The organism is Escherichia coli DSM 30083 = JCM 1649 = ATCC 11775, assembly GCF_003697165.2.
GTDB classification, from domain to species: Bacteria; Pseudomonadota; Gammaproteobacteria; order Enterobacterales; family Enterobacteriaceae; genus Escherichia; species Escherichia coli.
On sequence record NZ_CP033092.2, the window covers coordinates 3,693,691 to 3,718,447 of the forward strand.

Here is a 24,757-nt window from a genome sequence, read left to right on the forward strand (position 1 = left end):
AATGATAATCTGGCTGTATCGAAAATAATTCTAAACTTTCAGGAGATTTATTATGAATAAACGTATCCTCACGATTGCGCCATTCTTCTTACCGATATTCTGACACACATCATTAACTTTCTATTTTTACTCTTTTCTCCACCATAAAATCAATAAAAGCACGAACTTTAGAGGGCATTCTCACCCGTGATGAAACATATATATAAAATCCAGGAAATGAAACGGCCCAATCCTCAAGAATCGGCTGTAACTTGCCCGCATTGATATGTTCAGCGATTGCAAAATCCAGATGTTGAATGATACCCGTTCCATTCAGCGCCATTCGTATCATGCTTTCGTCATCATTAGAAATATACTTACCTGACACCTCTATTTCGAACTCTTCATTACCCCCCACAACATTCGAAAACTCCCATGCTGAGAGTGCACCGCTACTTTTATGCCGCAACCGAAGACAATTATGGTTACTCAATTCCTGAGGAGTTTCAGGAATACCGTGTTCTTTTAAATAATCTGGCGATGCCACAGTAACCAGTTTAATAAGCGGAGAAACAGGAACGGCAGTCATATGCTCATCCAGTCCTTGCTCAAGACGTATGCCCACATCACAGCCGTCCGCAATAATGTTAGATAAACCGTCATCCATAATGAGTTCTATCTTTGTTTTAGGGTAACGAGTAAGAAACTCGCCAATATGAGGCTCAACAAGCATCCTTGCTGCAACACGGGAGGAATTTATTCTCAACAGTCCTGTAGGTTCAAGTTGGGTATCACCGACATCTTTCAACGCATCATCAATTTGCCCCAAAGCCGACACCAGCACTTCATACAGATGCTGTCCTTCCTCAGTAAGCGACATATTGCGGGTCGTACGGTATATCAGCTTGGTGTTAAGACGTTCCTCAAGAGATTTTAAATTCTGGGACAATGCGGCCCGCGTAATACCCATTTCAGAGGCTGCTCTGGAAAAACTGCCGGCACGAACAATCAGCGCAAACCAGGCAAGAGAAGGCAAAATTGAAGGCTCTATTTTCATCATTGTAAACCTTAACTTAACACTGTGATAGATATTAGACCATTGATGATAACCAATACAAGTCATACTATTACGCCGTTCGCGATATGAACACGAATGCCAGTTGCGGATAATAGAAATGATATTTAAATCTGTTTAGGCAAATCCCTGGAGCTTGAAATGAAAACTGTTTCGATAAAACACACTTACTGGGATATAGCTGCTGATATCTATTTCCCTGACGATTTTAATAGTGAAAAAAAGTATCCTGCCATTATCAGTGCCCATCCAATTGGAAGCTGCAAAGAACAGACATCGGGTAGTGTGTATGGTGCCGCCCTGGCAAAAGCTGGCTTTATCGTCATTGCTTTTGATGCCAGTTTTCAGGGAAGCAGCGGTGGAGAACCGCGTTATCTGGAAGATCCAACAATGCGAGTAAAAGACTTCAGCATTGTCGTTGATTACCTTACCACCTTACCTTACGTTGATGCCGGGCGTATTGGTGTACTGGGTATTTGTGGTGGAGGTGGATATGCCATTAATGCCGCAATGACAGAACGTCGGATTAAAGCCATTGGTACTGTCACGGGTGCAAACTACGGGCGTCTTATGCGTGAGGGATTTACAGCGTTTAATCCTATCGGAGCACTCGAAGCAATGGCGCAACAAAGAACAGACGAAGCTAACGGCGCAAAACTTCGCGTAGATGATTTGCTCCCTTCTTCTCCGGAAGCAGCTCTTGAAGCGGGATTAACAGAAATAGACCTTTTTGAAGCAACAGAATATTATCGTTCGCCACGAGGCTGTGCGCCTAATGGGGTAAATCGTTCGCTATTTTCACATCAGACTGTTGCCGTGGGCTGGGATGCTTTTCATCTTGCAGAAGTCCTGTTAACTCAACCACTAATGGTTGTAGTGGGCGATAGAGTGGGCGCTTTTGGTGCCTATCGTGACGGCTGCGAAATTATTGGTCGTGCAGCCTCAAAACATAAAGAACTGGTCGTGGTTGAAGGTTATTCACATTACGACCTGTATGATAAGCCAGAACCTGTGAAACAGGCGCTCGATAAATTAATTCCTTTTTACAAAACACATTTGTAATAACCTTGCAGGGAGATTCATTATCTCCCTGACATTTATCCTTTATTGACTACACGACAATAATGAAATTACTCAAAAAGAATTCTATTAAAGAAAAAAGCATCAAAAAGTAGCAACTCAACTTATTAAGATTATACGCATTAAAATCAGATAAACATTTGAGGTATTGTTATGACAAATAAACACCCATCATTGTTTTCTCCTTTTATGCTGACAGAAAAAATAAAGCTACGTAATCGTATCGTTATGGCTCCTATGACAACCTGGTCAGCTAATCCTGATGGAACCATCTCTGAGCAAGAACTCGAATTTTATAAACGTCGCTCACAAAATGTTGGTTTAGTAATAACAGGATGTACCTATGTCACGCCAAGCGGCATTGGGTTTACTCATGAATTTGCCGCGTATGACGACCGTTTCATTAACAGCCTTGAAAAGTTAGCAGCTGCAGCCAAAAGTGGCGGTGCTCCGGCTATTTTGCAGATTTTCCACGCCGGTAATAAAGCCATCCCAGAGCTTGTGCCAAATAACGATGTTATTAGTGCCAGCGCATCAAGCGTAAAATCTGGTGACTTTATGAAGAGAGTGGTACAAAGCAGGGAAATGACTGAAAACGAAATTCAGGAAACCATTAGAGCATTCGGAGATGTCACAAAAAGGGCGATTAAAGCAGGTTTTGATGGCGTTGAACTTCATGGTGCGCACGGATTCCTTCTGCAGAATTTCTTCTCCCCTCTATTTAACCAGCGTAATGACCGATGGGGAGGAGATCTTGAAGGACGTATGCGCTTCCCGCTGGCCGTATTACAGGAAGTAAAAAATGTAGTCTATGAATATGCGACAAAGCCCTTTGCTATCGGTTACAGAATATCTCCTGAAGAATCTGTAACAGGGGGGCTGCGGATAGAGGATACTTATAAACTCCTTGATCGGCTCATTTCATCCGGTATTTCGTATATACATACCTCGCTGGTCAGTATTAACGATAGCTACCCTGTTGAGTCGCCAAATGGCCCCCGAACTATTGAATTGATTTTAAATCATATTGCAGGCAGAGTGCCGGTAATCGCCGCAGGTAAAATACGCACACCGTCTCAGGCTCAAGAAGCAATTTCCGCTGGCCTGCCACTTGTTGCGATCGGTAAAGGGCTGGTGATAAATCCAGAATGGGTGACTTTAGCTGAATCAGGTAGAAGTCATGAAATTCAAACAGCCCTTAATCCACAACGCGTTCCTGAATTAACCATTCCGGATAAACTATGGGATCAAATTCAGGCATCGAAAGGAACTGGCTGGTTTCCGTTAATGGATTAAATATCGATTACTCTCCCGAGAGTAAAACTATCAAATCAATGAGTAACCGATACAGCCTCGCAAATTCTTTCAGATAATTAACCCGTCACTGCGGCACGTTCTCTCGTAAGGCGTGCCTGCAGTGTAATCCAGTATGTATCCGGCATAGTTGACGGTTTAATAAAACTCAATTCCTCTCCCTGGTTACCTACAACGATATCTTGTATAACACCCTAGGAGATACGACGTTACGATGAGATGCGATATGCTCCTCAGCGCCAATCAACGCCAGGACTGGGCCAGTCTTGAGATCAGACTCATTCCCGTAACTGATTTCAGGCGACATATATCAATGACGTTGGGGCAATAAAAGATAGCCGATGTAATACATCTATTCAAATTTGTGATACATGTCAAAAAATTGGTTGACCAAACTCGTTATTTATATAAGGGCACTTACGAAGTGCACTCTTTTTTAAAGCGAGGAAGTACCAATGAAAAAGAATAAAGTACAGCAAATCAGTCATAAACTGATTAATATCGTTGTTTTTGTCGCAATTGTAGAATACGCCTATTTATTTCTCCATTTCTATTAATAACGGCAATAAACTGTTCACTTCAGTGATATTTAAAATATGCATCCTCTCCCTTTTTTGTAAGTAATTATTATATCCGTGGGAGAGGAATACACATTGTCAGGTAATCAATCATGCTGCAATAAATCATCGGCCAGTAAAGTGGAGATAGCCTCCATTCTCGAAAAATCCATACTCTCAGCGAAACCATCATCAATCACTCATCCAGGCGTTTATGGGAGCGTCGCCAATGGCTGCTAACAATGCCAGACTTCCCCGTTGCGGAAATTCCACATCCCACAAATAGTCACAGTGATTGGGTGTTGAAATGATCCGGATGAGCATGTATCTTTACGGTTATGTTATAACATAACAGGTAAAAATGATGAAACCCAATATCCATCCTGAGTATCGTACTGTGGTGTTCCACGACACCAGCGTTGATGAGTACTTTAAAATCGGCTCGACTATCAAAACAGACCGTGAGATTGAGCTGGATGGCGTAACGTATCCGTACGTAACAATTGATGTCTCTTCGAAATCGCACCCGTTCTATACAGGGAAGCTGAGAACAGTGGCATCAGAAGGAAATGTTGCACGGTTCACCCAACGTTTTGGTCGTTTTGTTAGCACGAAAAAGGGGGCATGATGAAAGTCCTTAACTCTCTGCGTACCGCAAAAGAACGCCATCCAGACTGTCAGATTGTGAAGCGAAAAGGACGGCTGTATGTGATTTGTAAATCTAATCCACGTTTTAAGGCCGTTCAGGGTCGTAAGAAAAAACGTTGATTTAAAATTCGACGAATTAACGATATTTATCTGATTAATAATCAGACCGGATTAATGTTGGTGTATTTATTACACCAGCATTAATTTTCCTGGGGATGTATCTTCCTGTTCATTTAAGGTCAACTGCCTGACGTTTCTCTCCGAATATTCCATTATATTAATGTTGACTTGTTGACCAGTTTCGCCCTGTATGCTGGCATCAACTCTCTTTTAGACTGAACACGCCACTCAGTTTCCTCCCTTTGCGACGCAGCCTGCATTTACACTCAAACTGTTAAGATGATAAATGTGGTAAATCTGTTGGTACTGACATAAAAACGTTTACGCCACAGGAACGGCCAGATCCATCGGTAACCCCATCGCCGACGTTCGAGTGCCAGTTAGAGTAACGCGCACAGATGACTGAATGCAGTGCCCTGGCAAAGAGGCCATCGTTCCTGTGACAACTGGCAGTCTTCGTTTAACTTCACTTAATTTGGCTCTTGGGGGGCTTACCGGACAGATGACGTACTTACACCTGTTTAATTTTTCATCACTTATTGGGATGAACACCCATAACCATTTTGTGCGGCATGTTAATCCATTAAAACACCTTACTGATTGGCAAATCATCTTTAATTATGACTTATGATAGTTTTATATTCTATTTCTTGTCATTTAAACTTGTTTTTTTACTAGTCCATTACACAACACATTAAGACTATTCCTAACACCTCAGGGCAAAGTTCCTGGCTAATATAAAATGCAAGTAAGAATTGAACGTTATATTGCCAATAACCTTATGAAACTGAATGTCTTTTTCTTCTTATCAAAAAAGCAATATTTTCATTTTTTGTAAATATTGACTTAACCATGGAATTCATTTTCTGTTCACATATTGACACTCATCAGGAAAAAAACATAAATTTAAACCTAATCGAAATAATTAAAACTTAATCTCGTTTAACCTATATTGATATGTGCTACGTATCTTATTTACTTCCGATTTACTAAAGAAACTGAATGTACCTGTAAAAATTACAGGTTTGGAAAGTAGTGACATGGCAAAATGATTACAGCAGGGACTATGAGGTTAAAAACCATATGGAATGTCAAAACCGTTCTGATAAATACATCTGGTCTCCCCATGACGCCTACTTCTATAAAGGACTATCTGAACTGATTGTGGATATCGACAGATTAATTTATCTATCGCTGGAGAAAATCAGAAAAGATTTCGTGTTTATCAATCTCAATACGGATTCTTTAACTGAGTTTATAAACCGTGATAATGAGTGGTTATCCGCGGTAAAGGGGAAACAGGTCGTATTGATTGCGGCCAGAAAGTCAGAAGCCTTAGCAAATTATTGGTATTACAACAGCAATATTAGGGGCGTGGTATACGCTGGACTGAGTCGTGATATTAGAAAAGAACTGGCCTATGTGATTAATGGCAGGTTCCTGAGAAAAGATATTAAGAAAGATAAAATCACTGACCGGGAAATGGAAATTATCCGCATGACGGCTCAGGGAATGCTGCCTAAATCGATTGCCAGAATTGAAAATTGTAGTGTGAAGACAGTGTATACCCATCGGCGGAATGCAGAGGCCAAGCTGTACTCAAAATTATATAAGTTGGTTCAGTAAACTCCAGGCAAGTTAGTTTTAAAAATGACTCACCGGGACTTCATGTCCTCAATTCAACTCGGGAAGAAAAGCAATGAAAAAAAAGGTTCTGGCAATAGCTCTGGTAACGGTGTTTACCGGTACAGGTGTAGCGCAGGCTGCTGACGTAACAGCTCAGGCTGTAGCGACCTGGTCAGCAACAGCCAAAAAAGACACCACCAGTAAGCTGGTTGTGACGCCACTCGGTAGCCTGGCGTTCCAGTATGCCGAAGGCATTAAAGGTTTTAACTCACAAAAAGGTCTATTTGACGTGGCTATCGAGGGTGACTCAACGGCTACCGCCTTTAAACTGACCTCACGCCTTATCACCAACACCTTAACCCAGTTGGATACCTCAGGTTCCACACTGAATGTGGGCGTGGATTATAACGGCGCGGCAGTCGAAAAAACTGGCGATACCGTGATGATCGATACCGCCAACGGCGTACTGGGCGGCAACCTTAGCCCACTGGCTAACGGTTACAATGCCAGCAATCGTACCACCGCACAGGATGGTTTCACTTTCTCCATCATCAGCGGCACCACCAATGGTACCACCGCAGTAACCGATTACAGCACTCTACCGGAAGGCATCTGGAGCGGCGACGTTAGCGTACAGTTCGACGCTACCTGGACCAGTTAATCTCTCTGATGTACCAGCAGGGGTACCCCCCTGCTTTATTCCTGGACGGAATTGTTATGAAAAAGCACCTTCTGCCTCTCGCTCTGCTGTTTTCCGGAATATCACCGGCCCAGGCGCTGGATGTCGGCGATATATCATCGTTTATGAACAGTGACAGCAGCACGCTAAGCAAAACGATCCAAAACAGTACCGACAGTGGCCGCCTCATCAATATCCGTCTCGAACGGCTCTCTTCACCGCTTGACGACGGGCAGGTTATCGCAATGGACAAGCCGGATGAGTTGCTACTCACTCCCGCCAGCTTGCTGCTACCCGCCCAAGCCAGCGAAGTGATCCGCTTCTTCTATAAGGGACCAGCAGATGAAAAAGAGCGCTACTACCGCATTGTCTGGTTTGATCAGGCCCTCAGTGATGCGCAGCGCGATAATGCCAACCGTAGCGCTGTGGCCACTGCTTCCGCCCGCATCGGCACCATTCTGGTCGTCGCACCCCGCCAGGCAAACTACCACTTTCAGTACGCCAACGGCTCCCTGACAAATACAGGAAATGCGACGCTGCGGATCCTCGCCTACGGCCCCTGCCTGAAAGCCGCCAATGGTAAGGAGTGTAAAGAGAATTACTACCTGATGCCGGGCAAGTCGCGTCGTTTTACCCGCGTGGACACGGCGGATAACAAAGGACGGGTTGCACTTTGGCAGGGTGATAAGTTCATTCCCGTGAAATAGATAGCTGTGCAGATGGATAACGACAATGCCTTTACGACGGTTCTCCCCAGGACTGAAAGCCCAGTTTGCCTTCGGCATGGTCTTTTTGTTCGTTCAGCCCGATGCCAGCGCTGCTGACATAAGTGCGCAGCAAATAGGTGGGGTGATTATTCCGCAGGCCTTCAGTCAGGCGCTTCAGGACGGCATGAGCGTCCCGCTCTATATTCATCTCGCCGGTAGCCAGGGTCGCCAGGACGATCAGCGAATCGGCAGCGCTTTTATCTGGTTGGATGATGGACAGTTACGCATCCGGAAAATACAGCTGGAAGAGAGTGAAGATAACGCCAGTGTCAGCGAACAAACTCGACAGCAACTGATGACTCTGGCCAACGCCCCGTTCAATGAGGCCCTTACCATCCCCCTGACTGACAACGCGCAGTTGGATCTCAGCTTGCGCCAACTGCTGCTGCAGCTGGTGGTCAAGCGCGAAGCGCTGGGCACCGTACTACGCTCACGTAGCGAAGACATCGGGCAGTCCAGTGTTAACACCCTCAGCAGTAATCTGAGCTATAACTTCGGCGTCTATAACAACCAGTTGCGTAACGGCGGGAGCAACACCTCCAGCTATCTGTCGCTGAATAACGTTACTGCGCTGCGCGAACATCACGTGGTGCTCGACGGCTCACTGTACGGGATTGGTAGCGGTCAACAGGACAGTGAATTATATAAAGCGATGTATGAACGCGATTTTGCTGGTCACCGATTTGCCGGTGGAATGCTCGACACCTGGAACTTGCAGTCCTTAGGGCCGATGACCGCCATTTCAGCAGGGAAGATTTACGGCCTTTCCTGGGGAAACCAGGCCAGCTCCACCATCTTCGACAGCAGCCAATCGGCCACGCCAGTGATCGCCTTTTTACCGGCGGCGGGCGAAGTACATCTCACCCGTGATGGGCGACTACTAAGCGTTCAGAACTTCACCATGGGCAATCATGAAGTGGATACCCGGGGTCTACCGTACGGTATTTACGATGTGGAAGTTGAGGTAATCGTTAACGGTCGCGTGATCAGCAAACGCACCCAGCGGGTCAATAAGCTGTTTAGCCGGGGACGTGGCGTCGGTGCACCGCTGGCGTGGCAGATATGGGGCGGTAGCTTTCATATGGATCGCTGGTCGGAAAACGGGAAAAAGACGCGACCAGCCAAAGAGAGTTGGCTGGCAGGTGCCTCGACCTCCGGCTCACTGAGTACGTTTAGCTGGGCGGCAACGGGATATGGATACGATAATCAGGCGGTGGGTGAAACCCGTCTGACGCTGCCGCTTGGGGGGGCGATCAACGTTAACCTGCAAAACATGCTGGCCAGTGACAGCTCATGGAGCAACATCGCCAGCATCAGCGCCACTCTACCTGGAGGCTTCAGTTCGCTGTGGGTTAACCAGGAAAAAACCCGCATTGGCAATCAATTGCGACGTAGCGATGCCGACAACCGTGCAATCGGCGGCACACTCAACCTGAACTCACTGTGGTCGAAGCTGGGTACGTTCAGCATCAGCTACAATGATGACCGCCGCTACAACAGCCATTATTACACGGCAGATTACTATCAAAGTGTCTACAGCGGTACCTTTGGTTCGCTTGGCCTGCGGGCCGGTATTCAGCGCTATAACAACGGCGACAGCAGCGCCAATACAGGGAAATATATCGCTCTCGATCTCTCGCTACCACTGGGCAACTGGTTTAGCGCAGGGATGACCCATCAAAACGGCTACACCATGGCAAACCTGTCAGCACGCAAACAGTTTGATGAAGGAACCATTCGCACTGTTGGTGCCAATCTGTCACGAGCCATCTCCGGCGATACCGGTGATGACAAAACCCTCAGCGGTGGGGCGTATGCACAGTTCGACGCTCGTTACGCCAGCGGAACGCTGAACGTCAATAGCGCGGCGGACGGCTACATCAATACTAATTTGACCGCCAACGGCAGCGTCGGCTGGCAGGGTAAAAACATCGCTGCCAGCGGGCGGACCGATGGCAACGCTGGGGTGATATTCGACACTGGCCTGGAGAACGATGGTCAGATCAGCGCCAAAATCAACGGGCGGATTTTCCCGCTTAACGGCAAGCGTAACTATCTCCCGCTCTCTCCCTATGGAAGATATGAGGTGGAGTTGCAGAACAGCAAAAACTCACTCGACAGTTACGATATCGTCAGCGGTCGCAAAAGTCATCTGACTCTCTATCCAGGCAATGTCGCTGTCATTGAGCCAGAGGTGAAGCAGATGGTTACCGTCTCCGGTCGTATCCGTGCGGAAGACGGCACACTGCTGGCTAACGCACGGATTAACAACCATATCGGCCGAACCCGAACCGATGAAAACGGCGAGTTTGTCATGGACGTGGATAAGAAATACCCCACTATCGATTTTCGCTACAGTGGCAATAAAACCTGCGAAGTGGCACTGGAACTCAACCAGGCGCGCGGTGCCGTCTGGGTCGGTGATGTGGTCTGCAGCGGCCTCTCATCGTGGGCGGCGGTGACGCAGACAGGAGAAGAGAATGAGAGTTAACCTACTGATAGCGATGATAATCTTTGCGCTAATCTGGCCTGCAACCGCGCTCAGAGCGGCAGTGAGCAAAACAACCTGGGCGGATGCTCCGGCACGCGAGTTTGTGTTTGTCGAAAACAACTCAGACGACAACTTTTTCGTCACTCCTGGCGGGGCGCTGGATCCGCGCCTGACCGGTGCCAACCGCTGGACCGGTTTAAAATACAATGGTTCAGGAACCATCTATCAGCAAAGCCTCGGCTACATTGATAACGGTTACAACACCGGCCTTTATACCAACTGGAAGTTTGATATGTGGCTGGAAAATTCACCAGTTTCATCTCCTTTAACTGGCTTGCGCTGCATCAACTGGTACGCAGGGTGTAATATGACCACCAGTCTTATCCTGCCGCAAACCACCGACGCCAGTGGATTTTATGGCGCGACGGTGACCAGCGGCGGCGCGAAATGGATGCACGGCATGTTGTCAGACGCGTTTTACCAGTATCTGCAACAAATGCCCGTCGGCAGCAGCTTTACAATGACCATCAATGCCTGCCAGACCTCTGTGAACTATGACGCCAACAGCGGCGCACGCTGTAAGGATCAGGCCTCCGGCAACTGGTATGTTCGCAACGTCACCCATACGAAAGCAGCAAATCTGCGGTTGATAAATACCCACTCGCTGGCGGAAGTATTTATCAACAGCGACGGAGTACCGACTCTGGGCGAAGGGAACGCCGACTGCCGGACGCAAACCATCGGCAGCCGTTCAGGATTAAGTTGTAAGATGGTTAACTATACCCTGCAAACAAACGGACTCAGCAACACCTCAATCCATATATTCCCGGCGATCGCCAACTCGTCGTTAGCCTCGGCCGTCGGGGCGTACGATATGCAGTTCAGTCTGAATGGCAGTTCATGGAAACCGGTGAGCAATACTGCCTATTACTACACCTTCAACGAGATGAAGAGCGCAGACTCGATCTATGTTTTCTTCTCGAGCAACTTCTTTAAACAGATGGTGAACCTCGGGATCAGCGATATCAACACCAAAGATCTATTCAACTTTCGCTTTCAGAACACCACATCACCGGAGTCTGGCTGGTATGAATTTTCTACCTCCAACACGCTGATTATCAAACCCCGTGATTTCAGCATCAGTATTATCTCCGATGAATATACTCAGACACCGTCGCGGGAGGGATATGTTGGCAGCGGCGAGTCGGCACTCGATTTCGGGTATATCGTAACCACCAGCGGTAAAACAGCTGCCGACGAAGTGCTGATCAAGGTGACCGGACCCGCGCAGGTGATTGGCGGGCGCTCCTATTGTGTCTTCAGCTCCGATGACGGTAAGGCGAAAGTACCGTTCCCGGCGACGCTTTCCTTTATTACCCGCAACGGAGCTACAAAAACCTACGATGCCGGGTGCGATGATAGCTGGCGGGATATGACCGATGCGCTGTGGTTGACCACACCGTGGACTGATATCTCTGGCGAAGTGGGGCAGATGGATAAGACCACAGTCAAATTTTCGATTCCAATGGATAACGCCATTTCTCTGCGTACGGTAGATGATAACGGCTGGTTTGGCGAAGTCAGCGCTTCAGGAGAGATTCATGTTCAGGCGACGTGGCGTAACATTAACTAAGGCCCTGCTGACAGTGGTCTGTATGCTGGCGGCACCTTTGACACAGGCGATTTCGGTCGGCAATCTGACTTTTTCACTGCCGTCCGAGACTGACTTTGTCAGCAAACGTGTCGTGAATAACAACAAAAGCGCGCGGATATACCGTATTGCCATCAGTGCTATTGATAGCCCGGGCAGCAGTGAATTGCGCACCCGACCGGTGGATGGTGAACTACTTTTCGCCCCCCGCCAGCTGGCGTTGCAGGCTGGTGAGAGCGAGTATTTTAAATTTTACTATCATGGCCCACGGGATAACCGCGAGCGCTACTACCGGGTCTCATTTCGCGAGGTCCCCACTCGTAACCTGACAAAACGCAGCCCAAGCGGCGGTGAGGTCAGCACGGAGCCGGTGGTGGTGATGGATACCATTCTGGTAGTACGACCACGTCAGGTTCAGTTTAAATGGTCCTTCGATCAGGTGACCGGAACGGTAAGTAACACCGGCAACACGTGGTTTAAGCTACTGATTAAACCAGGATGTGATTCGACCGAAGAGGAAGGCGATGCCTGGTATCTACGTCCGGGAGACGTGGTTCATCAGCCTGAGTTACGTCAGCCGGGGAATCATTATCTGGTCTATAACGACAAATTCATTAAGATTAGCGATTCCTGTCCGGCTAAGCCCCCTTCGGCGGACTAAGACTTATCCATCGGACGAGGGAAGAATTCCACCTCAGAGACTCAAAAATCGTTTAAATGATGTGGAAGCGATCGTCAATGTCACCGATGAGCTTTCTCATATGCACACCACAGTGTTCAGGAGACACGGAAAGGTACCAGGCGGCCTGCTAACGAGTGGTTTCTTCACTAATTAGGACGTAAAATCGGTAACGGCTGGAAATCATTCAATACTCACACTATCGAAAGTACACCAGCCAACCGCGATACGTCCCTGCATACGACGTACCGCAGTTCTCTTTACGATTTATAGCTGTACTGGTGAATTATGAGCAATCTGAATCCATGCATGACGTGTGGTGCCTGTTGTGCATTTTTCCGCGTCTCTTTTTACTGGGCCGAAGCCGACGATGCTGGCGGTACCATTCCCGCCAGGCTCACTGAACAAATATCCCCTTTTCACCGATGCATGAGCGGTACTAATCAGAAAAATCCCCGATGTATTGCCCTTGCAGGAACACCGGGCAAAAATGCCTGCTGCACGATATATGAAAATCGATCGTCCACATGCAGAGAATTCGCCATGTCTGGTGAGAACGGAGAAGTCAATGAGGCTTGCAATCGTGCAAGAGCTAAATATGGGCTAACACCGTTATAAATATACAATAATTAATTGCATTGCCCCGCCAGTTGTAATAGCGGGGCTTCGTTTTTCAGGGACAACAAAACCTGAAACTTCTTCCATTTTCCAGCAACAATGCCTCTTTTTCTGTAGCGTTCTCCGGATCTACATCATCCTGAAGTAGCGCGATATGATCACTGACTGTCCGCATCAGAATATGAAAAGCAACGTTTTTAACCTATAAAAATGGCGCTATATTTGCGCCATTTTTATCATTCAAAGCATTATCTATTTGAGCCTAAAGGGATCTCAGGATCTGGCTCATGGGTAATTCTGTTTCGTAAATCTCTGCGAATAATTTCAATAGACCAGAACCAGACTAAATGTCCAAAAATTTCAGAGACATTCTCATACCACGGAAGATCAAAGAGAGGTGGCGTAAGTCCCATGAGAGGGAATGAAATCATATGAACAAAAAGTTGCGCTAAAGCACCTGCCAGTAAGCCCTGCCAAAGTTTAATTTTCGGAAATACTTCGGCGACCACACAGTAACCAACGGCAAAAACTATCGAAAAGATTATGTGCGTTACACCAACCCAGTTAAAGACATGCCCGGCGAAGGTATAAACAGCCGAATTTGGATCTGTCAGTCCCAACCAATCCCGAAGAAAAATGTACGGAGGATTGAGAAAGTTACGGGAGCAATCAATTTGGCCTGCAGCCCTGATTAATGATTCCGGACCACACGCTGCATTAAACATATCAACCGGACTACGTGGTGGCAATGGAACTTCTGCCCCCCACTTAACAAATGCGGAAACAACGCCAGCAATCAGCCCAATGAATGCAGCAAGACCATAACGTCTGCGGTTTGGTGGAGTTTGTTCAAATATATTCATATCTACCCTGCTTGTACCATTATGTTATACACCTCTTTAGGAGTATTCATAAAACAAGGCAAATGTAAAGAACTGTATTGTTTTGTATAACCACATGGTTACCTAATCGCCAATTAATATAAGCTCCATTATTTCTCCATATTTTCATGTTAGAAGTGACAAGGAGAAATGTAATGTTTCTCTCAGAGAATATAAATCATTCCTTTTGCCCACCTTAATGGTGGGCTTTTTTATGCAAAACCTGAACGTCCTGTGGTATTCCTCTGGCATAATGATTTTCGCGATTAACCAACAACCAGACCAGCAAAGACGCCACCACAAGCACAGTAACATCCATCAGGCTTGCCACACCCCATGCGTGCGGCTTAAAGCCGCCATGGCATATTAATCCGCTTGCCATTTTCGAACAGCTGATTGGTTTGGTCCGGTGTTTCCCTGCTTGCACTTAAAAATGAGCGGATAGGAAACTCTCGAAATGGTTCGTCGATATGCTCATCTCGCACCTAATCACCTTACCGAACACGCACGGTAAATAGATTCGATCCTGAACCCATCGGTCCCAAATCTGTCCCAATCAAAAAATAAGGAAGGTATTAACGATGTGTAACCTATTGATTTAAAATGGATAATATAAACAGATTGTAAAAAGCAAGACATTGATATGTATATAAAAAAACTATTACGCAATCATTAGATACCCCCAGATTTAGTTGTAAAGCAAGCACACTTTGCATTTCGAGACAATCCAGGTAAAGACTCTTACCTCCCATTTTGTGATTTTTATACTTATGATGATAAGTTGAACGTTGGGTAGTGCTTCCAATCAGTAGAACATGTGCTTTTCAATGAAGGAACCGATGACTTTTTCGTGGATTTCAACGGAACGCGAGAAGCAGATTGTTTTACTTACCAGCCGCTTGATGCGGGTGCGGAGGGTCAGGTTGTTACGTTCAATACGTTGCGTGAAGATTTTGCCGGTCAGGTATTTCTCCTTCGGCACTTCTCTGGCGTAGCTGCCCCAGTCATCGCGGCCACCATGCCGATACAGAACGGAGTCAACAGGGCTAACAATTCCCGACAGGCCTCATCATTCCGTGGCCCGAAAGTGTAAGCCAACACACCGCCAGTTTTAGTGTTCTACGCATACCAGAGCCAGTGTTGTTGCGCCTTGTTGCCAACGAAGCTCCACAGCTCATCAAGTTCACAGATAAGGGCAACATCAGCGTGAGCTGACTGACGCAGATGTTATCCGCTGGGGCGAGAGCTTTTTAATGTCCGTATGACGGTATTGATGCTGATTTTCAGTATTCTGGCGATATCACGGCCCCTGTGCCATTATGCGCCATTTCAACGATCAGCTCCTTAAAGCCGGGTTTTCTGGCTTCATAAGAGTAAGTGAGCTGGAAAACACGTTTACATGAACGACAACGGAAACGCTCATGCTGGGAACAACTACGACCATGTCGATAAACTTTATCGGAATTACAGCGCGGACGATGAACAGTAACGGTAGCCATGGAAAACCTTAAATACCAGTAGATTACCAGAAACTTCTATCAATTGAAGACATTACCGTTTTTGATTACAGCAAATGTTTTATTAATTACCCCACCATCGACTAAATCCGTTAGAACGTCGAATGATGCCATTCGTAAATACATTAAAAAGACTGTTGTAATCAACGAAGATGGAAAACAGTGTGTTAAAACTAATCTGAACTTCAGAAAAACAGATGATGGTATGGTGATATATATATCCGCTCTGAACCGCCACGCAATTTAAAATAAAAATCAACAAATATCGTCGATATCCATATATACCATTTTTCTGTAGTTGTATTAGCGTCGCATATTTTATGACTTTAAGTCATAAGTCAAAACACCTGAGAAAAAGCAAACAACATTTTCATTACCACCAATGAAAACCACAGACAAAGAATGCGTGCAACTACAAAATATTGTAGTTTTAAGCAAAAATAAATGTGACATATGTCACATTTATAATTATATAGCTAATTAATAATTAGCGCGCAATTCAACAATGCTTTCGTTTGAAATTGTCTATGGTTATTAATGTAACTTTGGAATATACGTTCCGGAATCATTTACTATGAATAAAATATACGCTCTAAAATATTGTTATATTACTAACACAGTAAAGGTTGTCTCTGAACTAGCCCGAAGGGTATGTAAAGGGAGTACCCGCAGAGGAAAAAGACTTTCAGTACTTACCTCTCTGGCACTATCTGCATTACTCCCAACCGTTGCTGGTGCATCAACGGTTGGTGGCAACAATCCTTACCAGACATACCGCGACTTTGCAGAAAACAAAGGGCAGTTTCAGGCTGGCGCAACAAACATTCCTATTTTTAATAATAAAGGGGAATTAGTAGGACATCTTGATAAAGCGCCCATGGTTGATTTTAGCAGTGTGAATGTAAGCTCAAATCCCGGCGTTGCAACATTAATTAACCCGCAATATATAGCCAGTGTAAAACATAATAAAGGATATCAGAGCGTCAGCTTCGGTGATGGTCAGAACAGTTACCATATTGTGGATCGTAATGAACACAGTTCATCTGATCTCCACACACCAAGACTTGATAAGCTCGTAACTGAGGTTGCTCCGGCTACCGTAACCAGCTCATCAACAGCTGATATATTGAACCCTTCAAAATACTCGGCATTCTACAGGGCTGGTTCGGGAAGTCAGTATATTCAGGATAGTCAGGGTAAGCGACATTGGGTAACAGGTGGGTATGGTTATCTGACAGGAGGAATACTCCCGACATCATTCTTTTATCACGGCTCAGACGGCATTCAGCTGTATATGGGGGGCAACATACATGATCATAGCATCCTGCCCTCTTTTGGAGAGGCCGGCGACAGTGGTTCTCCATTATTTGGCTGGAATACGGCCAAAGGGCAGTGGGAACTGGTCGGTGTTTACTCGGGAGTAGGAGGGGGGACCAATTTGATATATTCTCTTATTCCTCAGAGTTTTCTCTCACAGATCTATTCAGAGGATAATGACGCTCCCGTCTTTTTTAATGCCTCATCCGGCGCCCCCCTGCAATGGAAATTTGACAGCAGCACCGGCACTGGCTCTCTGAAACAGGGTTCCGATGAATATGCCATGCACGGGCAAAAAGGTTCTGACCTGAACGCAGGTAAAAATCTGACATTCCTGGGACATAATGGTCAGATTGACCTGGAAAACTCTGTCACGCAGGGTGCCGGTTCACTGACATTTACTGATGACTACACTGTCACCACTTCAAACGGAAGTACCTGGACCGGGGCCGGTATTATTGTGGACAAGGATGCCTCCGTAAACTGGCAGGTTAATGGTGTGAAAGGTGACAACCTGCATAAAATCGGCGAAGGAACCCTGGTTGTACAGGGAACCGGTGTTAATGAGGGCGGCCTGAAAGTCGGGGATGGGACCGTTGTCCTCAATCAGCAGGCTGACAGTTCAGGACACGTTCAGGCATTCAGTAGCGTGAATATTGCCAGCGGCCGCCCGACAGTCGTGCTGGCAGACAACCAGCAGGTTAATCCGGACAATATATCCTGGGGCTACCGGGGGGGGGTTCTGGATGTTAACGGGAATGACCTGACATTTCATAAGCTGAATGCCGCCGATTATGGCGCAACTCTCGGTAACAGCAGTGATAAAACGGCTAATATCACTCTGGATTATCAGACGCGTCCGGCAAACGTAAAAGTTAATGAATGGTCATCATCAAACAGGGGAACAGTAGGTTCATTATATATTTATAATAATCCCTATACTCATACCGTCGATTATTTTATCCTGAAAACAAGTAGTTATGGCTGGTTCCCTACCGGTCAGGTCAGTAACGAGCACTGGGAATATGTCGGACATGACCAGAACAGTGCACAGGCGCTGCTTGCAAACAGAATTAATAATAAAGGGTATCTGTATCATGGCAAGTTGCTGGGAAATATTAATTTCTCAAATAAAGCAACCCCGGGTACAACCGGCGCATTGGTTATGGACGGCTCAGCGAATATGTCCGGTACATTTACTCAGGAAAACGGTCGTCTGACCATTCAGGGCCACCCGGTTATCCATGCTTCAACGTCTCAGAGTATTGCAAATACAGTCTCGTCTCTGGGCGACAATTCCGTTCTGACACAGCCCACCTCATTTACACAGGATGACTGGGAGAACAGGACGTTCAGCTTTGGTTCGCTCGTGTTAAAAGATACAGACTTTGGTCTGGGCCGCAATGCCACACTGAACACAACCATCCAGGCAGATAACTCCAGCGTCACGCTGGGCGACAGTCGGGTATTTATCGACAAAAAAGATGGCCAGGGAACAGCATTTACCCTTGAAGAAGGCACATCTGTTGCAACTAAAGATGCAGATAAAAGCGTCTTCAACGGCACCGTCAACCTGGATAATCAGTCAGTGCTGAATATCAATGAGATATTCAATGGCGGAATACAGGCGAACAACAGTACCGTGAATATCTCCTCAGACAGTGCCGTTCTGGAGAACTCAACGCTGACCAGTACCGCCCTGAATCTGAACAAGGGAGCAAATGTTCTGGCCAGTCAGAGTTTTGTTTCTGACGGTCCGGTGAATATTTCTGATGCCACCCTGAGTCTGAACAGCCGTCCTGATGAGGTATCTCACACACTTTTACCTGTATACGATTATGCCGGTTCATGGAACCTGAAGGGAGACGATGCCCGCCTGAACGTGGGGCCGTACAGTATGTTGTCAGGTAATATCAATGTTCAGGATAAAGGGACTGTCACCCTCGGAGGGGAAGGGGAACTGAGTCCTGACCTGACTCTTCAGAATCAGATGTTGTACAGCCTGTTTAACGGGTACCGCAATACCTGGAGCGGGAGCCTGAATGCACCGGATGCCACCGTCAGCATGACAGACACCCAGTGGTCGATGAACGGAAACTCCACGGCAGGAAATATGAAACTTAACCGGACAATAGTCGGTTTTAACGGGGGAACATCATCGTTCACGACACTGACAACAGATAATCTGGACGCGGTTCAGTCAGCATTTGTCATGCGTACAGACCTTAACAAGGCAGACAAACTGGTGATAAACAAGTCGGCAACAGGTCATGACAACAGCATCTGGGTTAACTTCCTGAAAAAACCCTCTGACAAGGACACGCTTGATATTCCACTGGTCAGCGCACCTGAAGCGACAGCTGATAATCTGTTCAGGGCATCAACACGGGTTGTGGGATTCAGTGATGTCACCCCCACCCTTAGTGTCAGAAAAGAGGACGGGAAAAAAGAGTGGGTCCTCGATGGTTACCAGGTTGCACGTAACGACGGCCAGGGTAAGGCTGCCGCCACATTCATGCACATCAGCTATAACAACTTCATCACTGAAGTTAACAACCTGAACAAACGCATGGGCGATTTGAGGGATATTAACGGCGAAGCCGGTACGTGGGTGCGTCTGCTGAACGGTTCCGGCTCTGCTGATGGCGGTTTCACTGACCACTATACCCTGCTGCAGATGGGGGCTGACCGTAAGCACGAACTGGGAAGTATGGACCTGTTTACCGGCGTGATGGCCACCTACACTGACACAGATGCGTCAGCAGGCCTGTACAGCGGTAAAACAAAATCATGGGGTGGTGGTTTCTATGCCAGTGGTCTGTTCCGGTCCGGCGCTTACTTTGATTTGATTGCCAAATATATTCACAATGAAAACAAATATGACCTGAACTTTGCCGGAGCTGGTAAACAGAACTTCCGCAGCCATTCACTGTATGCAGGTGCAGAAGTCGGATACCGTTATCATCTGACAGATACGACGTTTGTTGAACCTCAGGCGGAACTGGTCTGGGGAAGACTGCAGGGCCAAACATTTAACTGGAACGACAGTGGAATGGATGTCTCAATGCGTCGTAACAGCGTTAATCCTCTGGTAGGCAGAACCGGCGTTGTTTCCGGTAAAACCTTCAGTGGTAAGGACTGGAGTCTGACAGCCCGTGCCGGCCTGCATTATGAGTTCGATCTGACGGACAGTGCTGACGTTCACCTGAAGGATGCAGCGGGAGAACATCAGATTAATGGCAGAAAAGACGGTCGTATGCTTTACGGTGTGGGGTTAAATGCCCGGTTTGGCGACAATACGCGTCTGGGGCTGGAAGTTGAACGCTCTGCATTCGGTAAATACAACACAGATGATGCGATAAACGCTAATATTCGTTATTCATTCTGATGCTGTGCAGCAAAGGGACTATTGCTTTGTCCCTTTGCTGCGATTATCTGATTACGGTACAGGCTGGAACTTAGATTTTCCGGCGTTCACGATACTTCATGTAACACTCAGGTTGAGTAATCTTCATGAGTTTTCTTTTGCCGTGTGGTGGAATTATGAATAATATAGATTTATTAAAAACTATAACAAACTACAAAAAAATCAAAAATCCGGCATACCCGGCTCAGGAGAGTCTGTTAATACACTTATATATTAGAGTAAATGACAAAATCCAGAGTATTATAGAAAATGAATTGAGCGAGTATAGAATAAACACTTCAACATTTATGGTGTTAGTTTCATTATATATGTCTGATGATTATTGTCAGTCCCCTTCTGATATTTACAAGGAGTTACAATTCTCCAAAACAAACATCACACACATCATAGACAAATTAGAAAAAAAGAATATTGCCAAAAGAATTAATAATAAAAACGATCGTCGAAGCAAAAGTATTTGCTTAACCCCTGACGGAGTTACACTTGCTCAAAAACTAATAAACACTCAAAATGTAATGCTAAAGAAAATCTGGAGCGGGCTATCAGATGATGAAATGAAAACATTTGAACTCGCCAACAAAAAATTATTATCAAACCTTAATGTTAATTGATGTTAAAACATACTAACAGTCATCTTCTTACAATGTATTCTTCTGGAGAGAATAACTACCAGAATATATAAAGACATTAATCACACTCTCATTTAATTACAATGAGCATAAGAGCCACCAATGTTTATGCTGGTTAGGCTTTATATAGGAAACAATAAAAAAACGTCATTAAACAAAGCGTTTTTAATGGCGTTGTTATTTAAAAGAAAGATATCAAATATAGATTAACCCCCATCGAATAAAGATGTTGTCTAATCATACCTGAAGGTATTTATCACTAGAATTTTATTTGTATAAATGGACATATACCATTGGAAGATTTAGAAAAGCATGTCCAGGAGTTTAAGGACAAATCTCATACTGATTATCGGAAGCTTTTATCATTATATGATTACCAAGCATACAATGTATAATTATATACACTATTATTGTGATTATAATTTGTTACTGTGCCACTCAAGGGCAATATCTTTGAAGGTGTTGTTTAACTGCGTTTCCCGGGCAATCTTTTCCTCTCGCTTCACTTCCATCAGATCGATTCCCCCAGAGATACCTCTTTTAGCTTCTTCAAGTTTTGCAGGAGCATCAGCTAAGGTGACCTCAGGATACACACCTAGTGCTAACAGCTTCTCTTTACCAGCTACACGATACTTGAGACGCCAATATTCTCCTCCACCAGGTTTTACCAGGAGGTACAGACCACCACCATCAGCCAACTTGTAAGCCTTCTCTTTTGGCTTGGCAGTGTCTATTTGACGGGCATTGAGTTTCACTTGGGGGTATCTCCACTAAACTGAACAGCAAATCCCCTCAATTGCTTGTAGAGTTTGGGGTACTTAAATAGACGTCAAAAGACTAAAAGGGGCATTAATATACTGATTATAAGAGGTTTTTAAATACTTGAGTAGACTTGGGGAGACGTTAGAATGGTGCCGATAATAGGAGTCGAACCTACGACCTTCGCATTACGAATGCGCTGCTCTACCAACTGAGCTATATCGGCCCTGAAAGGACATGTTCACGAACGTGAATCACGGTGGACAAGGTTAAAACTAACCGGGCGATGCGTCAATGGCCTTGTGAATCAAATGGCTACTTTTGCATCACCCGGTTTTATTTACGCACGAATGGTGTAATCACCAATGCCGATCCACTTGTAAGTGGTCAGAGCTTCCAGCCCCATTGGGCCGCGCGCGTGGAGTTTTTGTGTGCTTACCGCAACTTCCGCCCCCAGACCAAACTGGCCGCCGTCGGTAAAACGCGTAGAGGCGTTAACGTAAACAGCGGAGGAATCCACTTCGTTAACAAAACGCTGGGCGTTGCGCATATCGCGGGTCAGGATCGCATCGGAGTGTTGCGTGCCGTGTTCACGAATATGGGCAATGGCGTCATCCAGATCGCTAACGATTTTGACGTTCAAATCTAATGACAGAAACTCATCGTCATACTCTTCGGCTTTAACAGCCACCACCTTCGCGGGGCCTGCCTGCAACTGCGCCAGCGCGGCTGCATCAGCGTGTAACGTCACGCCGCTTTCCGCCATTTGTTTGCTTAATGCGGGCAGGAAGCTATCTGCGATGTTTTTATTTACCAGCAACGTTTCTACCGTATTACATGTGCTCGGTCGCTGAGTTTTCGCGTTGACAATTACTTTCAGGGCTTCAGCGATCTCTGCACTTTCATCAACGTAAATATGGCATACGCCTATACCGCCTGTGATCACCGGGATTGTCGACTGCTCGCGGCACAGTTTATGCAAACCAGCCCCACCGCGCGGGATCAGCATGTCGATGTATTTATCCATACGCAGCATTTCACTGACCAGCGCACGGTCAGGATTATCAATTGCCTGCACGGCACCCGCCGGTAAGCCGCAGGATTTCAGGGCGTCCTGAATCACCGCTACCGTTGCAGCGTTAGTGCGACAGGTTTCTTTGCCGCCGCGCAGGATCACCGCGTTACCGGTTTTCAGGCACAGGGAAGCAACATCAACCGTCACGTTCGGGCGCGCTTCATAAATCACGCCAATCACCCCCAGCGGTACGCGACGACGCTCAAGACGCAGGCCGCTGTCCAGTACGCCGCCATCGATTACCTGCCCCACAGGATCGGCGAGATTGCACACCTGGCGCACATCGTCGGCAATGCCTTTCAGCCGTGCGGGCGTCAGTGCCAGACGGTCAAGCATCGCTTCGCTAAGGCCATTGGCACGCGCGTCTGCAACATCCTGTGCGTTAGCGTTGAGGATACTTTCGCTTTGTGCTTCCAGTTCATCGGCGATTTTTTCCAGCACACGATTTTTTTCGCGGCTGGAGAGTTGCGCTAATTTATACGAGGCTTGCTTCGCGGCAATGCCCATTTGTTCCAGCATCGGCCAGCTCCTTAACGGGTAATCATGTCATCACGGTGAACGGCAACCGGGCCGTATTCATATCCCAGTATTGCATCAATTTCTTGCGAGTGGTGTCCGGCAATACGGCGTAATGCATCGCTGTTGTAACGACTGACGCCGTGGGCGATATCGCGACCTTCGAGGTTGCAAATACGGATGACTTCACCACGCGAGAAATTGCCAGTCACGCTTTTAATGCCTTTCGGCAACAGGGAGCTGCCGCGTTCCAGAATGGCGGCAGTTGCCCCTTCATCTACCGTGATTTCACCCGCAGGCGGCGCACCGAAAATCCAGCGTTTACGGTTTTCAAGCGGAGTCGCCTGGGCATGGAACAGCGTACCGACGGAAATGCCTTCCATCACATCACCAATAACGCCCGGCTTGCTGCCCGCGGCAATAATGGTGTCGATACCCGCACGGCAAGCCACGTCAGCGGCCTGCAATTTGGTGCTCATACCGCCAGTTCCGAGGCCTGAAACGCTATCACCGGCAATCGCGCGCAGTGCGTCATCAATGCCGTACACATCTTTAATCAGTTCTGCCTGCGGATTGCTGCGCGGGTCAGCGGTATACAAACCTTTTTGATCGGTCAGCAGCAACAGTTTATCGGCACCCGCCAGAATCGCCGCCAGCGCAGAAAGGTTATCGTTATCACCGACCTTAATCTCTGCAGTAGCGACAGCATCGTTCTCATTAATTACCGGAACGATATTGTTATCGAGCAACGCACGCAGGGTATCGCGGGCGTTCAGGAAGCGTTCACGATCTTCCATATCAGCACGGGTCAGCAACATCTGCCCGACATGAATGCCGTAAATTGAAAACAGCTGTTCCCACAGTTGAATCAGTCGACTCTGCCCTACCGCCGCCAGCAGCTGTTTTGAAGCGATAGTCGCTGGCAATTCCGGGTACCCCAGGTGCTCACGTCCGGCGGCAATCGCACCTGACGTCACAATAACAATCCGATGCCCGGCGGCATGTAACTGCGCGCACTGGCGAACAAGTTCAACGATATGGGCACGGTTCAGGCGGCGCGATCCGCCTGTTAGCACACTGGTGCCGAGTTTTACCACCAGCGTCTGGCTGTCACTCATGATTCTCTGCCATTCAATTTTAGGAAAAAATGATATCAAACGAACGTTTTAGCAGGACTGTCGTCGGTTGCCAACCATCTGCGAGCAAAGCATGGCGTTTTGTTGCGCGGGATCAGCAAGCGTAGCGGCAGTTGTTTACGCTTTTATTACAGATTTAATAAATTACCACATTTTAAGAATATTATTAATCTGTAATATATCTTTAACAATCTCAGGTTAAAAACTTTCCTGTTT

Annotated in this window: 19 protein-coding genes, 1 tRNA gene and 4 pseudogenes; 15 read left to right on the forward strand and 9 right to left on the reverse strand. The window is 46.6% G+C overall.

All coding sequences use genetic code 11. The features are described from left to right. Positions 1-112: 112 nt before the first annotated feature. Positions 113-1,039 (reverse strand): LysR family transcriptional regulator, encoded by a 927-nt coding sequence (locus EAS44_RS19150; protein WP_001304867.1) that lies wholly within the window; start codon positions 1,037-1,039, stop codon positions 113-115. A gap of 156 nt (positions 1,040-1,195) precedes the next feature. On the opposite strand from EAS44_RS19150, the gene EAS44_RS19155 reads away from it, so the two are divergent. From EAS44_RS19155 to ykgO, 5 genes are all read left to right on the forward strand, one after another. Then, entirely contained in the window at positions 1,196-2,116 is a 921-nt protein-coding gene (locus EAS44_RS19155; protein WP_000860032.1) for an alpha/beta hydrolase, read from the forward strand. Positions 2,117-2,287: 171 nt separating this feature from the next. Further along, positions 2,288-3,430, forward strand: a complete 1,143-nt coding sequence (locus EAS44_RS19160; RefSeq protein WP_000182341.1) for an NADH-dependent flavin oxidoreductase — start codon at positions 2,288-2,290, stop codon at positions 3,428-3,430. Positions 3,431-3,903: 473 nt separating this feature from the next. Continuing rightward, entirely contained in the window at positions 3,904-4,005 is a 102-nt protein-coding gene (ykgR, locus tag EAS44_RS19165) for a small membrane protein YkgR (protein ID WP_000739809.1), read from the forward strand. 364 nt (positions 4,006-4,369) lie between these two features. Continuing rightward, positions 4,370-4,633, forward strand: coding sequence for a type B 50S ribosomal protein L31 (ykgM, locus tag EAS44_RS19170; RefSeq protein WP_000803998.1), 264 nt, complete (start codon positions 4,370-4,372; stop codon positions 4,631-4,633). Continuing rightward, a complete protein-coding gene (gene ykgO / locus EAS44_RS19175; protein WP_000866436.1) occupies positions 4,633-4,773 on the forward strand; it encodes a type B 50S ribosomal protein L36 in 141 nt (46 codons plus the stop codon). Before ykgM ends, ykgO begins: the two co-directional genes overlap by 1 nt. Positions 4,774-4,807: 34 nt before the next feature. Here the strand turns inward: ykgO and ykgL are convergent. Further along, positions 4,808-5,033: pseudogene (gene ykgL / locus EAS44_RS19180) on the reverse strand (protein YkgL). A gap of 823 nt (positions 5,034-5,856) precedes the next feature. Here ykgL and ecpR point away from each other — a divergent pair. The 7 genes from ecpR (at position 5,857) to ykgJ (ending at position 13,284) form a co-directional block, all read left to right on the forward strand. Further along, the gene (gene ecpR / locus EAS44_RS19190; protein WP_000389022.1) at positions 5,857-6,399 is read left to right on the forward strand and encodes an ECP biosynthesis operon DNA-binding transcriptional regulator EcpR; all 543 of its coding nucleotides are present in this window, start codon (positions 5,857-5,859) and stop codon (positions 6,397-6,399) included. Between the two features lie 73 nt (positions 6,400-6,472). Next, a complete protein-coding gene (gene ecpA / locus EAS44_RS19195; protein WP_000730982.1) occupies positions 6,473-7,060 on the forward strand; it encodes a common pilus major fimbrillin subunit EcpA in 588 nt (195 codons plus the stop codon). A 56-nt stretch (positions 7,061-7,116) separates the two neighbouring features. Beyond that, complete coding sequence (ecpB, locus tag EAS44_RS19200) at positions 7,117-7,785, forward strand: fimbrial chaperone EcpB (RefSeq protein WP_000716404.1); 669 nt, start codon at positions 7,117-7,119, stop codon at positions 7,783-7,785. Between the two features lie 25 nt (positions 7,786-7,810). Continuing rightward, positions 7,811-10,336 carry a fimbrial usher EcpC gene (gene ecpC / locus EAS44_RS19205; RefSeq protein WP_001131109.1) on the forward strand — a complete coding sequence of 842 codons (2,526 nt, stop codon included), beginning with the start codon at positions 7,811-7,813 and terminating at the stop codon, positions 10,334-10,336. Further along, entirely contained in the window at positions 10,326-11,969 is a 1,644-nt protein-coding gene (ecpD, locus tag EAS44_RS19210) for a fimbrial adhesin EcpD (protein WP_001265640.1), read from the forward strand. Before ecpC ends, ecpD begins: the two co-directional genes overlap by 11 nt. Then, entirely contained in the window at positions 11,938-12,648 is a 711-nt protein-coding gene (ecpE, locus tag EAS44_RS19215) for a fimbrial chaperone EcpE (protein ID WP_001295798.1), read from the forward strand. Before ecpD ends, ecpE begins: the two co-directional genes overlap by 32 nt. Positions 12,649-12,954: 306 nt before the next feature. Further along, on the forward strand, positions 12,955-13,284 hold the full coding sequence (gene ykgJ, locus EAS44_RS19220) for a YkgJ family cysteine cluster protein (RefSeq protein ID WP_001295797.1): 330 nt from the start codon (positions 12,955-12,957) through the stop codon (positions 13,282-13,284). Between the two features lie 248 nt (positions 13,285-13,532). Here ykgJ and yagU read toward each other — a convergent pair whose 3' ends face one another. Continuing rightward, positions 13,533-14,147, reverse strand: a complete 615-nt coding sequence (gene yagU / locus EAS44_RS19230; RefSeq protein WP_001019923.1) for a YagU family protein — start codon at positions 14,145-14,147, stop codon at positions 13,533-13,535. A 214-nt stretch (positions 14,148-14,361) separates the two neighbouring features. After that, positions 14,362-14,547, reverse strand: a complete 186-nt coding sequence (locus EAS44_RS19235) for a hypothetical protein (protein WP_000146243.1) — start codon at positions 14,545-14,547, stop codon at positions 14,362-14,364. A gap of 63 nt (positions 14,548-14,610) precedes the next feature. Here EAS44_RS19235 and EAS44_RS19240 point away from each other — a divergent pair. Continuing rightward, positions 14,611-14,754 (forward strand): annotated as a pseudogene (locus EAS44_RS19240) (integrase); the annotation flags it as partial. A gap of 216 nt (positions 14,755-14,970) precedes the next feature. On the opposite strand, the pseudogene EAS44_RS19245 reads toward EAS44_RS19240, so the two are convergent. Continuing rightward, a pseudogene (locus tag EAS44_RS19245) lies at positions 14,971-15,664 on the reverse strand (IS1 family transposase). A 592-nt stretch (positions 15,665-16,256) separates the two neighbouring features. On the opposite strand from EAS44_RS19245, the gene vat reads away from it, so the two are divergent. Together vat and EAS44_RS19255 are read left to right on the forward strand one after the other, a co-directional pair. Next, positions 16,257-20,387, forward strand: a complete 4,131-nt coding sequence (gene vat / locus EAS44_RS19250) for a vacuolating autotransporter toxin Vat (protein ID WP_001034008.1) — start codon at positions 16,257-16,259, stop codon at positions 20,385-20,387. A gap of 155 nt (positions 20,388-20,542) precedes the next feature. Continuing rightward, a complete protein-coding gene (locus tag EAS44_RS19255; protein WP_001059463.1) occupies positions 20,543-21,037 on the forward strand; it encodes a MarR family winged helix-turn-helix transcriptional regulator in 495 nt (164 codons plus the stop codon). Between the two features lie 437 nt (positions 21,038-21,474). On the opposite strand, the pseudogene EAS44_RS19260 reads toward EAS44_RS19255, so the two are convergent. From EAS44_RS19260 to proB, 4 genes and pseudogenes are all read right to left on the reverse strand, one after another. After that, a pseudogene (locus tag EAS44_RS19260) lies at positions 21,475-21,810 on the reverse strand (Arm DNA-binding domain-containing protein); the annotation flags it as partial. Between the two features lie 154 nt (positions 21,811-21,964). Further along, positions 21,965-22,040: transfer RNA gene (locus EAS44_RS19265), tRNA-Thr, on the reverse strand. Positions 22,041-22,154: 114 nt separating this feature from the next. Then, positions 22,155-23,408, reverse strand: coding sequence for a glutamate-5-semialdehyde dehydrogenase (gene proA / locus EAS44_RS19270; protein ID WP_000893305.1), 1,254 nt, complete (start codon positions 23,406-23,408; stop codon positions 22,155-22,157). Positions 23,409-23,419: 11 nt separating this feature from the next. Continuing rightward, positions 23,420-24,523 (reverse strand): glutamate 5-kinase, encoded by a 1,104-nt coding sequence (gene proB / locus EAS44_RS19275; RefSeq protein ID WP_001285288.1) that lies wholly within the window; start codon positions 24,521-24,523, stop codon positions 23,420-23,422. Positions 24,524-24,757 lie beyond the last annotated feature (234 nt).

Excerpts from the sequence above, each read along its gene's own strand:
- ykgJ (WP_001295797.1), top strand. The coding sequence starts at position 12,955 with ATGAGCAATCTGAATCCATGCATGACGTGTGGTGCCTGTTGTGCATTT.
- ecpC (WP_001131109.1), top strand. The coding sequence starts at position 7,811 with ATGCCTTTACGACGGTTCTCCCCAGGACTGAAAGCCCAGTTTGCCTTC.
- ykgR (WP_000739809.1), top strand. The coding sequence starts at position 3,904 with ATGAAAAAGAATAAAGTACAGCAAATCAGTCATAAACTGATTAATATC.
- ecpR (WP_000389022.1), top strand. The coding sequence starts at position 5,857 with ATGGAATGTCAAAACCGTTCTGATAAATACATCTGGTCTCCCCATGAC.
- EAS44_RS19150 (WP_001304867.1), bottom strand. The coding sequence starts at position 1,039 with ATGATGAAAATAGAGCCTTCAATTTTGCCTTCTCTTGCCTGGTTTGCG.
- ecpA (WP_000730982.1), top strand. The coding sequence starts at position 6,473 with ATGAAAAAAAAGGTTCTGGCAATAGCTCTGGTAACGGTGTTTACCGGT.
- proB (WP_001285288.1), bottom strand. The coding sequence starts at position 24,523 with ATGAGTGACAGCCAGACGCTGGTGGTAAAACTCGGCACCAGTGTGCTA.
- vat (WP_001034008.1), top strand. The coding sequence starts at position 16,257 with ATGAATAAAATATACGCTCTAAAATATTGTTATATTACTAACACAGTA.
- EAS44_RS19235 (WP_000146243.1), bottom strand. The coding sequence starts at position 14,547 with ATGGCAAGCGGATTAATATGCCATGGCGGCTTTAAGCCGCACGCATGG.
- ecpD (WP_001265640.1), top strand. The coding sequence starts at position 10,326 with ATGAGAGTTAACCTACTGATAGCGATGATAATCTTTGCGCTAATCTGG.
- ykgM (WP_000803998.1), top strand. The coding sequence starts at position 4,370 with ATGAAACCCAATATCCATCCTGAGTATCGTACTGTGGTGTTCCACGAC.
- proA (WP_000893305.1), bottom strand. The coding sequence starts at position 23,408 with ATGCTGGAACAAATGGGCATTGCCGCGAAGCAAGCCTCGTATAAATTA.
- EAS44_RS19160 (WP_000182341.1), top strand. The coding sequence starts at position 2,288 with ATGACAAATAAACACCCATCATTGTTTTCTCCTTTTATGCTGACAGAA.
- EAS44_RS19155 (WP_000860032.1), top strand. The coding sequence starts at position 1,196 with ATGAAAACTGTTTCGATAAAACACACTTACTGGGATATAGCTGCTGAT.
- ykgO (WP_000866436.1), top strand. The coding sequence starts at position 4,633 with ATGAAAGTCCTTAACTCTCTGCGTACCGCAAAAGAACGCCATCCAGAC.
- ecpB (WP_000716404.1), top strand. The coding sequence starts at position 7,117 with ATGAAAAAGCACCTTCTGCCTCTCGCTCTGCTGTTTTCCGGAATATCA.
- yagU (WP_001019923.1), bottom strand. The coding sequence starts at position 14,147 with ATGAATATATTTGAACAAACTCCACCAAACCGCAGACGTTATGGTCTT.
- ecpE (WP_001295798.1), top strand. The coding sequence starts at position 11,938 with ATGTTCAGGCGACGTGGCGTAACATTAACTAAGGCCCTGCTGACAGTG.
- EAS44_RS19255 (WP_001059463.1), top strand. The coding sequence starts at position 20,543 with ATGAATAATATAGATTTATTAAAAACTATAACAAACTACAAAAAAATC.